This is a genomic window from Rhizorhabdus antheiae, from assembly GCF_049889055.1.
GTDB lineage: Bacteria > Pseudomonadota > Alphaproteobacteria > Sphingomonadales > Sphingomonadaceae > Rhizorhabdus.
The window spans coordinates 119,725-133,958 of the sequence record NZ_JBLTWO010000006.1 but is presented as its reverse complement, the minus strand read 5'-3'; the positions used below and the strand labels follow the sequence as shown (position 1 = coordinate 133,958).

13 protein-coding genes are annotated in these 14,234 nt (G+C 65.7%); 4 read left to right on the top strand and 9 right to left on the bottom strand.

Annotated elements, in window-relative coordinates; translation table 11 throughout:
- Nucleotides 1–92 precede the first annotated feature (92 nt).
- The gene (locus ACNI3R_RS12980) at nucleotides 93–3,203 is read right to left on the bottom strand and encodes a TonB-dependent receptor domain-containing protein (protein ID WP_426183929.1); all 3,111 of its coding nucleotides are present in this window, start codon (nucleotides 3,201–3,203) and stop codon (nucleotides 93–95) included.
- Between the two features lie 264 nt (nucleotides 3,204–3,467).
- Here ACNI3R_RS12980 and ACNI3R_RS12975 point away from each other — a divergent pair, with 264 nt between their 5' ends.
- Nucleotides 3,468–4,007 carry a hypothetical protein gene (locus tag ACNI3R_RS12975; RefSeq protein WP_426183927.1) on the top strand — a complete coding sequence of 180 codons (540 nt, stop codon included), beginning with the start codon at nucleotides 3,468–3,470 and terminating at the stop codon, nucleotides 4,005–4,007.
- A gap of 31 nt (nucleotides 4,008–4,038) precedes the next feature.
- On the opposite strand, the gene ACNI3R_RS12970 is transcribed toward ACNI3R_RS12975, so the two are convergent.
- The 3 genes from ACNI3R_RS12970 to xseA are packed head-to-tail and all read right to left on the bottom strand — an operon-like array spanning nucleotide 4,039 to nucleotide 6,645.
- Entirely contained in the window at nucleotides 4,039–4,929 is an 891-nt protein-coding gene (locus tag ACNI3R_RS12970; RefSeq protein WP_426183925.1) for a M23 family metallopeptidase, read from the bottom strand.
- Nucleotides 4,926–5,123: a DUF2093 domain-containing protein gene (locus tag ACNI3R_RS12965; RefSeq protein ID WP_296622224.1), complete on the bottom strand. Its 198-nt coding sequence runs from the start codon at nucleotides 5,121–5,123 to the stop codon at nucleotides 4,926–4,928. Before ACNI3R_RS12965 ends, ACNI3R_RS12970 begins: the two co-directional genes overlap by 4 nt.
- A gap of 43 nt (nucleotides 5,124–5,166) precedes the next feature.
- Nucleotides 5,167–6,645 carry an exodeoxyribonuclease VII large subunit gene (xseA, locus tag ACNI3R_RS12960; RefSeq protein ID WP_426183923.1) on the bottom strand — a complete coding sequence of 493 codons (1,479 nt, stop codon included), beginning with the start codon at nucleotides 6,643–6,645 and terminating at the stop codon, nucleotides 5,167–5,169.
- On the opposite strand from xseA, the gene purD reads away from it, so the two are divergent.
- Genes purD through ACNI3R_RS12945 form a run of 3 tightly spaced genes read left to right on the top strand, consistent with a single transcriptional unit; the run spans nucleotide 6,644 to nucleotide 9,579 of the window.
- Nucleotides 6,644–7,924, top strand: a complete 1,281-nt coding sequence (gene purD / locus ACNI3R_RS12955; RefSeq protein ID WP_426183921.1) for a phosphoribosylamine--glycine ligase — start codon at nucleotides 6,644–6,646, stop codon at nucleotides 7,922–7,924. The two genes, xseA and purD, sit on opposite strands and share 2 nt — an antisense overlap.
- Nucleotides 7,925–7,973: 49 nt before the next feature.
- The gene (locus ACNI3R_RS12950) at nucleotides 7,974–8,516 is read left to right on the top strand and encodes a hypothetical protein (protein ID WP_426183919.1); all 543 of its coding nucleotides are present in this window, start codon (nucleotides 7,974–7,976) and stop codon (nucleotides 8,514–8,516) included.
- Between the two features lie 7 nt (nucleotides 8,517–8,523).
- A complete protein-coding gene (locus tag ACNI3R_RS12945; RefSeq protein WP_426183917.1) occupies nucleotides 8,524–9,579 on the top strand; it encodes a glycosyltransferase family 61 protein in 1,056 nt (351 codons plus the stop codon).
- A 29-nt stretch (nucleotides 9,580–9,608) separates the two neighbouring features.
- Here ACNI3R_RS12945 and thiE read toward each other — a convergent pair whose 3' ends face one another.
- The 5 genes from thiE to gap form a co-directional block, all read right to left on the bottom strand.
- Entirely contained in the window at nucleotides 9,609–10,322 is a 714-nt protein-coding gene (gene thiE, locus ACNI3R_RS12940) for a thiamine phosphate synthase (protein WP_426183915.1), read from the bottom strand.
- A 165-nt stretch (nucleotides 10,323–10,487) separates the two neighbouring features.
- Complete coding sequence (locus ACNI3R_RS12935; RefSeq protein WP_426183913.1) at nucleotides 10,488–11,384, bottom strand: fructose bisphosphate aldolase; 897 nt, start codon at nucleotides 11,382–11,384, stop codon at nucleotides 10,488–10,490.
- A gap of 66 nt (nucleotides 11,385–11,450) precedes the next feature.
- Complete coding sequence (locus ACNI3R_RS12930) at nucleotides 11,451–12,644, bottom strand: phosphoglycerate kinase (protein ID WP_426183911.1); 1,194 nt, start codon at nucleotides 12,642–12,644, stop codon at nucleotides 11,451–11,453.
- A gap of 1 nt (nucleotide 12,645) precedes the next feature.
- Nucleotides 12,646–13,101 (bottom strand): MOSC domain-containing protein, encoded by a 456-nt coding sequence (locus tag ACNI3R_RS12925; protein ID WP_426183909.1) that lies wholly within the window; start codon nucleotides 13,099–13,101, stop codon nucleotides 12,646–12,648.
- Between the two features lie 104 nt (nucleotides 13,102–13,205).
- Nucleotides 13,206–14,213 (bottom strand): type I glyceraldehyde-3-phosphate dehydrogenase, encoded by a 1,008-nt coding sequence (gene gap / locus ACNI3R_RS12920; RefSeq protein WP_426183907.1) that lies wholly within the window; start codon nucleotides 14,211–14,213, stop codon nucleotides 13,206–13,208.
- Nucleotides 14,214–14,234: the final 21 nt, after the last annotated feature.

Genomic DNA, 14,234 nt, shown 5'->3' with positions numbered 1-14,234 from the left:
AGGTCCGGCCAGCGTATCTCCCATCTCCCCCAAAGAAAAGGACGGCGGTTTCGGGAGAAACCGCCGTCCAGATCAGCCGTTGATGGCCAGAGTTAGAAGTTCAGCGTGATGCCGGTGTAGATGTAACGGCCGAGCGCATCGTAGGTGCCCGGATAGGTGTTGCCGTTACAGGTCGTCGCCGCGCAGCCGCTGGCTCCGAAGTTGCCGCTTCCCGAACCAACCAGCGGAGGCTGACGGTCCATGATGTTGTTGGCACCAACGCGCCAGGTCATGCGGTCGTCCAGATCCACCGTGAGGGCCAGATCGAAGTAGCTCTGCGCCTTGATCTTGGCGTCGAAGTCATAGAACGGACCAGCGAGCGACGCGCTCGGGCTCTGGAACTCGATCTTGACCGACGAGAGGTAACGCCATGCCAGCGACAGGCCGATACCATTCTCCATCTGATAGGTCGCACGCGCACGATGGCGCCACTTCGGCAGCGGGTTTCCGCAGGTCTGGCCGAAATAGCCCCTACAATCGTACAGTTCGGTCAGGCCGTTATCGACGACATAGCTGTCGAGCAGCGTACCGGCGATGTTGAACGACAGGCGACCGGGGCCGATGTTGCGGGCATAGCTGCCGTTGACTTCGTAACCCTTGGTCTGGATGCCGCCGACGTTCGTGGGAATGTTGCGGACAAAACCATCCGGGGTCAGCCACAGAGAGCCTGCCGGGTTACGATTGACCAGTGCGCAAGCTTCCAGGTTCTGGTCGTTCACGCACGATGCCTGGATCGCATCCGAACCGAAGCCCTGGATGAAGTCCTTCACCTTGATGTCGAAATAGTCGACGCTGAGCGAGAAGCCCGGCAGGAAGGTGGGCTGGAACAGCACACCAACGGTCTTGGTGGTCGACTTTTCCGGGTTCAGGTTCGGGTTGCCGCCGATCAGGCCGTTATACTGCTGAGCAGGATTGGCCGTGACCGTCTGACCGATGCGAAGGCCCTGGGCAAGACAGCCGACGTCGGCCGCCGTGATCGCACGGCCGGCGCACAGATCGCTGGTTGCATCGAGTCCGACGATCTGCGGGGCAAACAGCTCCTGGATGTTCGGAACGCGCGCCGCCTTTGCGAAGGTACCGCGGATTTTGATGTCCCGGACCGGAGCGAAAGCTGCCTCGAGCTTGTAGGTGTCGGTCTTGAAGCTGCGGCCGTTCGAGGTCTTGTACTTCGAATAGCGATAGGCGCCGTTGAAGCTCAGCTCGTAGATGAAGCTGTCCTGGATCACCGGAATGTTGACCTCGCCGAACAGTTCGCGGACGTTGTACGAGCCCGAGACCGGCGGCGTAGCCGCGCCCTGGCCGGACAGATCGCCGGTCGAGAACGCGTTGTCCGACTGCAGATCCAGGGCGTCCTTGCGATACTCGGCGCCGATGGCGATGTTCACGCCGTCGTTCGCCCAAGGCGTCTTGAGGCCATATTCGCCGAGCAGACCCGTCAGCTGGCCGCTGAGGACCTGCTGCGAGGTGTAGCCCTTGAGGAAGCCCGTGCTGCTCAGATAGTTGACGGCTGCCTGCGAAACATTGCCGCTGAAGATGTCGTAAGGAACGCAGTTCGGATCGGCACCCGTCAGGACCGAGCGGCAGACGACGGTGCCGTTGGGGCCGGCAACGGCGTCGAGTGCATTGCCCAGACGACGGATCGAGAACTCGTTGCTGTAGACCTGCGAATAGTTGGTACGGCCATACTGATAATAGGCATCGTACGACCATGCCGGGCTGAGATCGCCACGCGTACCGAGCACCGTGCGGAACGCCGTGTGCTGCAAGTCGTTGATGCGGGGACCGCCTTCGACGTTGCGGCGCAGCAGCTGCATGAAGCCCCTGTTGTAGGTCGCGCCGGTAATGGGATCGGTGTAAGCGATCGGGCCGGGCGCTGCCGTGCCGAAAATGCCCTGATACAGGCCGGTTGCGAGCGGGAAGCTGCCGATCTGGCCGACGATCAGATTGTTCGGCGCGCAGAGCTGGCCACGCTGGTTGGCCGACAGCAGCGGGTTGTCGCAGTTGATCGTGAGCGTGTTGCCGAAGTTACCCGACGGCGCGATCTGCGCAACGGTGCGGTCATCCATGAACATGAATTCCATGTACGGATGGATGGCTTCGCTGATCTCATAATCCGCGAACACGCCGGCGGTGTAACGCTCGTCGGGGCGCTGGAAATGGTTGGTCGGAGCGAAGTTGAACCGATCGACCACGCCCTGGTTCAGCACGCCCGGGCCGAAGGTGCCCACTGTCGAGGACGAGGTGTCGTTGGTGTAGAAGATCGCCGTACCGGGACGGTTGGTCAGCGAGCCACCGCACTGGAGCGGTGCAGACGGGGTGAAGCCGCCCGCGAGGCTGTCGTTTTCCTGGATGGTGCAGGCGCTGTAGTCACGACGCGACTGCAGGATAGGACGGGTCTTGCGATAGCCGAAATAGGCGGTTGCGCGGCCACGGCCTTCGTCGAAGTTCAGACCGAACGAGATCGTCGCATCGAAGTTGCCGCCGTCGACGACATTGCCCTTCGGATAGTCGAAGCCGGCGAAGCCTGCGTTCTGGCGGGCGTTCAGCAGCGGCGGGGTGACCTTGTTGCGGTTCTTGTGCTGGTTGACGCCGTAATTGGTGTCGATCCGGAAACCTTCGAAGTCGGTGTCCATCACGAAGTTGACGACACCGGCGACGGCGTCGGCACCGTAGGTGGCGGAGGCGCCGCCCGTGAGGACGTCGACGCGCTTCACGAGCGCCGCGGGAATGAAGTTCAAGTCGGCGGCCGAGCTGGTCGAATTCGGGTCGCCCGTCATCAGGCGGCGGCCGTTGATCAGCACGAGGGTGCGCGACGAGCCGAGGCCGCGAAGGTCGACCGTAGCGGTACCCGTCGCGCCATTGGCGAGCGTGTTGGTCTGGCTCGCGACAACCTGCGGCAGCGAATTCAGAAGGTCTTCGGTACGGGTGGTACCGCTGAGCCTGATTTCGGTGGCATCCACCGCCGTCACCGGCGACGCAGCCGTCAGATTGGGGTTTGCGATACGGCTGCCCGTCACGACGATGACGGACGAATCCTCAGCCTCGGCAGCCGCTTCCGGGGTCGCCTGGGCGAATGCCGGCGCAGCGAGCGCGATGCTCAGTGCAAACGAAGCTGCGCTGCAGCTCAGCCCGAAACGGCTGACCTTGTTGATATTAGTGGTCACTTTCCAGTCCCTTTTCTGGAGTGAGCGGGCCGAATCGTCGGCCCGAGCTCAACCCTCACGAAAAAGCGCAGGCGCTGGCACACCATACACAGCTCGTTCGGGTATCTCGCTGATGTGCAAGAAATCTGATCAAGCTGTAAAGCGGAGGTTAATCCGGAGAGGCATGTTGGGCCGCTGTTGTCGTATTTATGCAACAGTGGCGAAACGGCATTGCGTCGATCTGGTGCAACATGGTTATATTGTTTCAAAGGCAGGAGGATTAGGATGAAAAAGGGGCATTTTTCGGCGCTTCTCGGGCTATCTGCGCTGGCTGTCGCGACCGCCGTGCCCGCAGCGGAGAAGATCCGTGATCGCCCCGAACTTTTCCGCAATCTGATCGACTGTCGCGGGATTGCCGACAACGTCCAGCGGCTCGCCTGCTATGACCGGTCGGTCGGCGCGATGGAGGAGGCCGAGAAGAAGAAGGATCTGGTCGTCGTCGACCGCAAGGAGATCCGCGAGACCAAGAAATCGCTGTTCGGCTTCACCTTGCCCAAGCTGTCGCTGTTCAGCAGTGGGAACGAGAAGGAAGATGCGGCCGATGAGGTGCAGGAAATCGAAAGCACCGTCGTTGGCGCCCGCATGACCAGGGCGGGAGACTGGACGCTCAACCTCGCGAATGACGCAGGCACATGGAACACCATGGGCGTCCTCAAAGCGCCCCCGCAGACAGGGGACAAGGTCAAGATACGCAAGGCCTCGCTGGGCAGCTATCTCGGCTCGGTCGGCATCAGTCGGGGTGTCCGTTTCCGCCGCGTCGAATAGGCGCGCGCCTATCGCAAGCCGGCCACCGCCTTCAGGGCATCGGGCCGGCCACCGGCGCGGGATCGACCCGGGCATCGCGCCATTTGAGCGACCAGTGCAGGTGCGGGCCCGTGGCCCGTCCGGTCATCCCGATCGCGCCGAGCAGCTGGCCTTGGCGGACAGTCTGTCCGACCGCGACGTCGATGCGCGACAGATGCAGGAAAGCGGAGTTCAGCCCCATGCCATGGTCGATCATCAGCAGATTGCCTTCGAGCGAGAAGGGTGCTGCCGCCGCGAGCACCACCACCCCATCGGCGGGCGCCACGATCGGCGTACCGGTCGGCCGGGCGACGTCGACCCCGGAATGGAAACTGCCCGGTTCGCCGGCATAGATGCGCTGCGATCCGAACAGTCCGCTGATCCGGCCCGTCACCGGCCAGATGAAGCGTTGTCGCCAACCGCCGATATCATGGGTCTGCGCGCGCGCGGCGGCGATCTGCTCCAGCTCGACCTTGCGGCGGGCGAGGAATTCGGGGGTCGGCGTCGTGCCCTTGGGCAGGGTCGGCAGGGACTCGATCTGCCAGCCATGCGGCGCAACGGCGAGGCGCCGCCGCCAGATGGTGCCATCGGCCATCACGGCTTCGAGCGCGGCTTCGGCTTTGCCATCGCGATCGAAGCCGATCAGGAAGCGTCCGTCGGCGGCAACAGCGACAGCTTTGCCATCGAGGCTCAACGTCGCGGTGCCCGGCGGGAGTTGACCGAACGCCAGACTGCCTTGCTCGATGCGGCCCGACAATCCGAAATCGGCATTGTCGACGATGCGGGCCGGGGGGACGGGCACGGCGGAAGGCACCGGTGCCGATGGCGGGACGAGCGACGGCGCGCAGCCCGCAACGAACAGGAGCGACGGCAGGGCGGCGAGCGCGAGCCGCGCTGGGTTCAAGCCTGCAGCTCCGCCTGGGTCGCCTCGACCGCGCTGGCATAAGGCTGCTGGCGCGCCACGCTCCAGTAGCGCAACTCGTCGAGCGGGATCGCGACGCCCGACACGGCACAGACGACATGGTCGCCGCCGGTGAGAACGCGGAAGCCGTTGGCGAGATAATGGAGCCGGGCCTCGCGGCCCGCATTCATCAGCATGGGTCAATCCTCCGGGAGGTCATATGGCCGCGATGGGCCGGGACTAAAAGAGCTTTTGCTGGCGCGGAGCGTCTTCCGCCACCGTCCGGGCGCGGGCTGGCGGCCTAGGCGGCGGGCGATCCTCCTCACCGTCGACGCGCGCCTCGACCGAGCCGTCGGCGAAATGCAGCGTCAGCAAGCCTGCCTCACGGGCTGCCGCTGTCGAGGTCAGCACGCCGCCGCCCCGGCGCTCGACCCGGACATAGCCGCGCTGCAGCGGCCGGTCGGGGTGCAGCTGTTCGGCGAGGCGCCACAGCTGGTCGAGTGCCGCGCGATTCTGATCGATCTTGGCGCGGATCGGTCGGTCAGTGAGGCGGACCGAAGCGAGCCGCTCGGTCGCGCGCTCATATTTGCGGTCGAGCAGCGAAGGACGCAATGCCCCGGCGGCATGGGCGAGGTCGCTGCGCGCGTGGGCGAGACGCTGGCCGAGCGCGCGGGGCAGACGATCGGCGACATCGTCGAGGCGTTGCTGCTGCCCGGCGAACAGCCCGTCGAGCGAAGGAAAGCGGTCGACCACGGCCTCGAACCGTTCGTCGGCCCGCTCGCGATAGCGCCGCGCCAACCGCTCGGCGCGCGCGCCGAGTTCGCGCACATGATGGGCAAGATCGGCGCGCACCGGCACCGCCATTTCGGCCGCCGCGGTCGGGGTCGGCGCGCGGCGATCAGCGGCGAAGTCGGCAAGGGTCGTATCGGTTTCATGTCCGACCGCCGAGATGACGGGGATCGGCGATTCGGCGATCGCGCGGACGACCTCCTCCTCGTTGAACGCCCAGAGATCCTCGATCGAGCCGCCGCCACGGCCGACAATCAGCAGGTCGGGGCGGGGCACCGGGCCATCGGGCGCAAGCGCGCCGAAACCGCGCACGGCCCGCGCGATCTGGGGTGCTGCCGCATCGCCTTGCACCGCGACCGGCCACAGGATCACATGGCTCGGGCAGCGGTCGGCGAGGCGGTGAAGAATGTCGCGAATGACGGCTCCGGTCGGCGACGTCACCACGCCGATCACGCGCGGCATGAAGGGCAGGGGCCGCTTGCGCTCCTCGTCGAACAGGCCTTCCGCCGCAAGTTGCCGCCGGCGCTGGTCGAGCAGCGCCATCAGCGCGCCCTGGCCCGCCAGTTCCATGCGGTCGATCACGATCTGATATTTGGACCGGCCGGGGAAGGTGGTGAGCTTGCCGGTCGCGATCACCTCGATCCCGTCCTCGGGGCGGAAGCGCAGCGTGGCGGCCTGCCCCTTCCAGACCACCCCATCGATGCAGGCGCGCTCGTCCTTCAGGCTCAGATAGCAATGGCCAGAACTATGCCGCTTGAAGCCGGAGATTTCGCCTCGCACCCGCACGAAGCCGAAGGCATCCTCGACCGTCCGCTTCAGCGCGCCGGATAATTCCGACACCGACAGCGCGGGTGCGTTGTCGCCCGGCTGCTCCTCGGCTAACAGGCGGGGCCTGTCGCTTGGGGGCACGCCTGGGAGAAACTCGTTCATGATCGTCCTGCTGTTGGGATCGGGGGGCCGCGAACATGCGCTGGCCTGGAAGCTCGCGCAATCGGACCGGCTCACCAAATTGTTCGCCGCGCCGGGCAATCCCGGCATAGCCCAACTTGCCGAATGCGTCGATCTCGATCCGACGCACCCGGAGTCCGTGCTGGCCTTCGCGCGGGAGGAGAATGTCGGCCTGGTGGTGATCGGGCCCGAGGCGCCGCTGGTCGCCGGCCTGGGCGATCTTCTGCGCGCGAATGGCATCCTGACCTTCGGCCCCAACCGCGAGGCGGCGCAGCTCGAGGGCTCCAAGGGCTTCACCAAGGACCTCTGCCGCCGCGAGAATATTCCGACGGCGGCCTATGGTCGCTTCTCCGATGCGTCCTCGGCCAAGGCGGCGCTCGACAGCTTCGGCATTCCGGTCGTGATCAAGGCCGATGGGCTGGCGGCCGGCAAGGGCGTGGTCATCGCCGAGAGCCGTGCCGAGGCCGGGAATGCGATCGACGACATGTTCGGCGGCAGCTTCGGCAGCGCCGGTGCCGAGGTGGTGGTCGAGGAGTTTCTGACCGGCGAGGAAGCGAGCTTCTTCGCGCTGACCGATGGGACCACCGTCGTCCCCTTCGGCTCGGCGCAGGACCATAAGCGCGTCGGCGACGGCGACACCGGGCCGAACACTGGCGGCATGGGCGCCTATAGCCCGGCGCCGGTGCTGACCCCCGAGCTGGAAGCGCGGACCATGCGCGAGATCGTCGAGCCGACGGTCCGCGCAATGGCGGCGGCCGGCATTCCCTATTCGGGCGTGCTCTATGCCGGGCTGATGCTGACCGCCGAAGGCCCCAAGCTGATCGAATATAATGCCCGCTTCGGCGACCCGGAATGTCAGGTGCTGATGCTGCGCCTTGAGGATGATCTCGTGACGCTGATGCTCGCGGTCGCCGAGGGCCGCCTGCACGAAATCGCGCGTCCCAGCCTGTCGCCGAACAGTGCGCTGACGGTGGTTATGGCCGCCAAAGGCTATCCCGGCACGCCGGCGAAGGGCGGGCCGATCCGCAATGTCGAGGCGGCCGAGGCGAAGGGCACCAAGATCTTCCATGCCGGCACCGCGATCAAGGACGGCGAACTGGTCGCCAATGGCGGACGTGTGCTGAACGTCACCGCGCTGGGCCGGGATATCGGCGAAGCGCGCGACACCGCTTATGCCGCGGTCGATGCGCTCGATTTCGCGAGCGGCTTCTGCCGGCGCGACATTGGGTGGCGCGAACTGGCACGGCAGCGGAACGGTTGACGCTCACGGGCGTTCGCAAAAGGTCAAGTCAACGAGGGATTTCGGGGGTATGTCGAACGCTACGCTGATCATCGCCACGCTGGTCGCCATCATTGCGATCGCGGGGCTCTTCCTGTTGCTGCGCAAACCCAAGCAGCGCGTGTCGCTGAGCGATGCGCCCGCGCCTGTCTCGACCCGGTCGGCCGAGCCGGCACTCGCGGCCGCGGTGATCGCCACCCCGTCGCCCGCAGCTGCGCCGACGCCTGACGAGGTGAAGGTGGAAGAAGGCCATGGCGTGGTCGACAGCGCCGCCGCTGCGATCCTCGACGTCGCGACACCCATATTGGGCGTCGATGCCCATCCCGACCTGCCCGCCGACGAGCTGACGCGCATCAAGGGCCTGGGTCCGAAGGCCAAGACGGTGCTCAACGGCATCGGCATCCATCGTTTCGATCAACTCGCCGCGCTCGATCCGGCGCAGGCGGCCGAAGTCGATGCCCGCCTCGGCGCGTTCAAGGGCCGCATCTTCCGCGACCGCTGGATCGACCAGGCCCGCTATCTCGAACAAAATGACATTGCCGGCTTTGAGAAGGAGTTCGGCAAGCTGGGTTGATAGAGGGGTGACCGGGGGAACCGCCGAGGGTGTGACAGGGGCTGCTGCGGCACTGGCGCCGGTCGTGGTGCCGCGCTGGGAGCCGGAGATCTTTGTGTCGGATGCGGTGACGCCGTCAGCGCAGCTCGACATTTGGACCTATCGTCCCCAGTCCAAATTCACCGCGCCCGAAATCCGTTTCAGCGAGCCGCAGCCGCTGATGACGATCGGCGGCAGCTTCCTGACCCTGGCCGAGCGGGATGGGCTGGTTTCCAGCTCGACCTATCTGAACGATGGGCGCTGGCGCGAGGCGTTGGCGGCGGCCGGTTCTTTCCTTCCGATCGAGGGGACGGTGCTGGTTGCGGGCAATGCCGTGACCAGGAACCATTATCATTGGCTGGTCCAATGTCTTGCGCCGATCCTGATCGCCGAGCATCTTGGCGTGGCGCCGGGGTGCCACATGCTCGTTCCGTCCCTGACGCCGCTACGGCGTGAGAGCATAGTCGCGGCATCGATCTCGCCCGACCGTGTCGTCGAGCTGGCACCGGGCGAAGTCGCGCTGCCGGCGCTCGGCATCCACAGCAACCTGACCGGGGGCGATTTCGCCTTCTGTCCTCATCCGACCCTCGTGGCCGCGTTCGACCGGCTGATGCCGCCGCCCTCGCCATCACCTTTTGCCGGTCAGCGCGTCTACATAGCGCGGTTCGATGCGTGGAAGCGCAAGATGGTCAATGAAGAGGAGCTGCGCGACCGGCTGGAAGCGCTCGGTTTCGTAACGCTACTGGCTTCCGAATTGAGCTTCGCCGACCAGATGGCACTGTTCCGCGACGCCGATACCATCGTGACCCAGCATGGCGCGGCGATGACCAACATTCTTTTTACGCCGGGCGCTGCCGGCCCCAGGGTGATCGAGCTGCACCAGGAGAATTATCTGCACATGGCCTTTCTGAAGCTCGGTCAGGTCAAGCGGCTACGCTACTCCGCGATCATCAACCCGATGGAGACGGGAGGACCGGACGCCCATCGATCGACGTGGCGGGCAGACTTGCCGTTGATCGAGCGGGTCGTGGAGCAGCGGGCCTAGGCGCTTGAGGAGGCCGGTCGCCGGGAGATTTAGCCGATACCCTCCAGCGCCGCGAACTTTTTCACGGCTGCCGCTGGCCCATCCGGATCGTTCCAGACCGCGCCCGATACTGCGAGAAAATCTGCGCCTGCCGCGATCAGCGGTGCGGCATTTTCGGCCGTGATCCCGCCGATCGCGACACAGGGCAGCTCGAACACGGTCGACCACCAGCCGAGGATGGACGGCTCGGGCCGATGCTCAGTCTCTTTGGTCGTGGTGGGATAGAAGGCACCGAAGGCGACATAGTCGGCCCCGGCTTCGCCCGCTTCCATCGCGAGATGGCGGCTGTCGTGGCATGTGACGCCGATCTGGGCCTGCGGTCCGAGTTGCGCGCGCGCGTCGCGCGGATCGCCGTCGGCCTGGCCGAGGTGGACGCCATCGGCTTCGAGGCGCTTCGCAAGGCCGATCGAATCATTGATGATGAAGGCGACATCGCGCGAGGCGCAGACCGCCTGCAGCGGACGGGCGAGATCTGCGATGCGATGGTCGTCGATGCCCTTGAGGCGCAGCTGGAAGGCGGCCACGACCGGTGCGGCATCGAGCGCAGCCGCCAGCGTCTCCGCGAAACCATCGTCGATCGACGGCGGCGAGATCAGGTAGATCTTGCACGGCGGCCGGCTGTCGTCGCGGTCGAACCGGTCTGCAAATGCAGGATCGAGCCGGAGCTCGTCCTCGTCGAAATCATCGATGTCGTTCGTGGTCATGCCTATCACTTAGCCACAAACGTCATTCCCGCGAAGGCGGGAATCCACCGGGTCGGTTGACCGACCCTCTGGCGATCCGGAGTGCGTTCGCCGGTGGATTCCCGCCTTCACGGGAATGACGGAAAGAGGAGGGGGGCGATGGCTACCACCCCCCAGACTCTGAATTCAGGCGGTCTTGCTGGTCGACGCCGTGTAGATCTCGTCGATCGCGGCACCGAGCGATGCGTCGAATTCCTCGTCGCTCATCTGTGCGCGGAGATCTTCGAGCAGCGCACGGCTGAAGCTCGCGATCACGCCGCGGTTCTTCGCCAGTTCGGTGCAGGCGTCGGGGCGGCTATAGCCACCCGACAGCGCGACGACGCGCAGCACGCGCGGATGATCGACCAGAGCGTCGAACAGGCCCGCCTTCGCCGGCAGCGACAGCTTGAGCATCACCTTGTCATCGCCGGTCATCGCGTCGAGCGCCTTGGTCAGCTCCTCGAGCAGGATCTGGTCGGCTTCGGCGCGCTCCGGGCTCTTGATGTTCACCTCGGGCTCGATGATCGGCATCAGCCCGCCGGCGAGCACCTGCTGGCCGACTTCGAACTGCTGCCTGACGATCGCGGCGATGCCCTCGCGGTTGGCGAGGTTGATCACCGACCGCTCCTTGGTGCCGAAGACGCCGAGGCCCTTGGCCCGCGCCAGCAGCGCATCGAGGCCCGGCATCGGCTTCATCAGCTGGACGCCATTGGCTTCGTCCTCAAGGCCCTTGTCGATCTTGATGAAGGGGACGACGCCGCGCGCGTTGAGCACCTGCGGAACGGGCTTGCCGTCGGCCTGGCCGTCCATCGTCCGCTCGAACAGGATTGCGCCGATCACCTTCTCGCCGGTGAAGACGGGGGAGGTGATGATGCGGGTGCGCATCGCGTGGATGAGGCCGAACATCTCCTCTTCGGTCGACCAGGCGCCTTCCTCGACGCCATAGCCCTTGAGGGCCTTGGGCGTCGAACCGCCGCTCTGGTCGAGCGCCGCGATGAAGCCTTTGCCGTCGGCGATCGTCTTCGCCGTCTCCTGATCGAACATGGGTGATTATCTCCTGTCTGTCTATATTTGGGGGCACCGTTGCGGCGTCCCCCGGATATACGGGTCTCAGGCTTCGAGCGCCTTCACCCCCGGAAGTTCCCGGCCTTCCATCCATTCGAGGAAAGCGCCGCCGGCGGTCGAAACGAAGCTGAAGTCGGCCGCGACGCCGGCATGGTTGAGCGCCGCCACCGTATCGCCGCCGCCAGCGACCGACACCAGCGAGCCGCCCTTGGTCAGCGCCGCCGCCGTGCGGGCGAGCGCGACCGTGGCAGTATCGAAAGGCGCGATTTCGAACGCGCCCATCGGCCCGTTCCACACGAGGGTCCGGCAGGTCTTCAGCGCATCGCCGAGCGCTTCGACCGCCGCTGGTCCGACGTCGAGGATCATCTCGTCGGCGGCGACTTCGTGGACGTTCACGGTCCGCACCGGCGGATTGGCGCGGAATTCCTTCGCCACGACGACGTCATAGGGAAGGTGGACGATGCATTCGGCCTTCTCGGCGGCGTCGAGAATTTCGAGCACGGTGTCTTTCAGGTCATGCTCGCACAGCGACTTGCCGACATCGATGCCGCGCGCGGCGAGGAAGGTGTTGGCCATGCCGCCGCCGATGATCAGATGATCGACCCGGCTGACCAGATGCTTGAGGACGTCGAGCTTGGTCGACACCTTGGCGCCGCCGACGACGGCGGCCACCGGATGCTCGGGCTTTCCGAGCGCCTTTTCCAGGGCTTCCAGCTCGGCCTGCATCGAACGGCCGGCGAAAGCCGGGAGCAGCCGCGCGAGGCCTTCGGTCGAGACATGGGCGCGGTGCGCGGCGGAGAAAGCGTCGTTGACGTAGAGATCGCCCAGCTTCGCCATCGCTTCGGCGAGTGCGGAGTCGTTCTTTTCCTCGCCCTTGTGGAAGCGGGTGTTCTCGAGCAGTGCGATGTCGCCCGGCTGCAACTGCGCGACCGCAGCTTCTGCCTCTTCGCCACAGCAATCGCCGATGAAGCGGACTTCGCGGCCCAGAACCGAGCGGAAGGCGCCGGTGACGAGGGCCAGGCTCATGTCCGGATTGCGTTCGCCCTTGGGCCGGCCGAAATGGGCGAGGACCAGCACGATCGCGCCCTTGTCGGACAGTTCGGCGACCGTCGGCGCGGCGGCGCGCAGCCGCGTGTCGTCGGTGACCGTGGCGCCGTCCATCGGCACATTGAGATCTTCGCGGACCAGCACGCGCTTGCCGCGCACGTCGCCGATGTCGTCGAGTGTCCTGAAAGCCATCTTATCCCTCGATTTCAACAGTGTCGCCGAGGGCGATATGTCCGCCCTCGATCACCCGGGCGATGCGTCCGCCCCTCCACTCGGGTCGTAGCGCGCTCTGCAGCCCGTCGGCGACCGCGTCCATCCGCCGACACGGGTCGCATTCGCCCGTGATTTCGAACAGCGCCGTCCCGATACGCAGCATGGCGCCGGCCGCCTGCGGCAGGTCTATGCCTTCGACCAGCAGATTGGCGCGGCGCTGTTCCCAGGACACGGGGATGCCGAGTTCGGCAATCGCTGCCGCCCAGTCTTCGGCACGCAGGATCGTGACCTGCCGCCGGTTGGACTTGCCGGGCCGGATGGCGCCACGATGATCGCCGTGCACGCCGGTGGCCAGGCCGATCTCGACGGCATCGACGGTTTCGAGCGGCCCATGGGCGCGGCTCTTCCGTGCGATCCCGATCAGCCGGCCTGCCATGTCAGAAGGCCTGTTCCGTCCACGCAGCGGGTCCGACCGCCACGGCCGCGGCAAGGCGGCCGATGGCGGCGGGCGCCGCGCGGAAGGCAGGCCCTCGGCTCAACTCAGAGCAGCTTGCCGATCGCGCCGGCCGTGTCGACCATGCGGTTCGAGAAGCCCCACTCATTGTCGTACCAGCTGAGCACGCGGACGAGCTTGCCTTCGATGACCGAGGTCTCGAGGCTGTCGATCGTCGACGAATGGGCGTCGTGATTGAGGTCGATCGAAACGAGCGGCTCGTCGGTATAGCCGAGCACACCCTTGAGCGGGCCTTCGGCCGCTGCCTTGAGCAGGGCGTTGACTTCTTCCTTCGTCGTTTCGCGCGACGGGGTGAAGGTCAGGTCGACGACCGAGACGTTCGGGGTCGGCACGCGGATCGCCGAGCCGTCGAGCTTGCCCTTCAGTGCAGGCAGCACCTCGGCGACCGCACGGGCAGCACCGGTGGTGGTCGGGATCATCGACATCGCGGCGGCACGGGCGCGGCGCGGATCCTCATGGATCTGGTCGAGAATCTTCTGGTCGTTGGTATAGGCGTGGATCGTGGTCATCAGGCCGCGCTCTATGCCGATCGCCTCGTGCAGGACCTTGGCGAAGGGCGCGAGGCAGTTGGTGGTGCACGACGCGTTCGACACGATGATGTGGTCGGCGGTCAGCTGCTCATGGTTGACGCCGAACACGACGGTCAGGTCGACTTCCTTGCCAGGCGCCGAAATCAGCACGCGCTTGGCGCCGGCATCGATATGCGCCTGTCCGCCCTTGCGGTTGGTGAAGAAGCCGGTGCACTCGAGCGCGATGTCGACACCCTGGGCGGCGTGCGGCAGCTTGGCCGGATCGCGTTCGGCGGTGACATGGATGCGCTTGCCGTTGATGATCAGGTCGTTGCCGTCGACCTCGACGGTGCCGCTGAACTTGCCATGGACCGAGTCGCGCTTGAACAGCAGGGCATTGGCCTTGGCGTCGGCCAGATCGTTGATCGAGACCAGCTCAAGGTCGTGATCGGTGCGCTCGAGGATGGCGCGCGCCACATTCCGACCGATGCGACCGAAGCCGTTGATTGCAACCTTGACTGCCATGTGCCGAAATCTCCTGCGGTT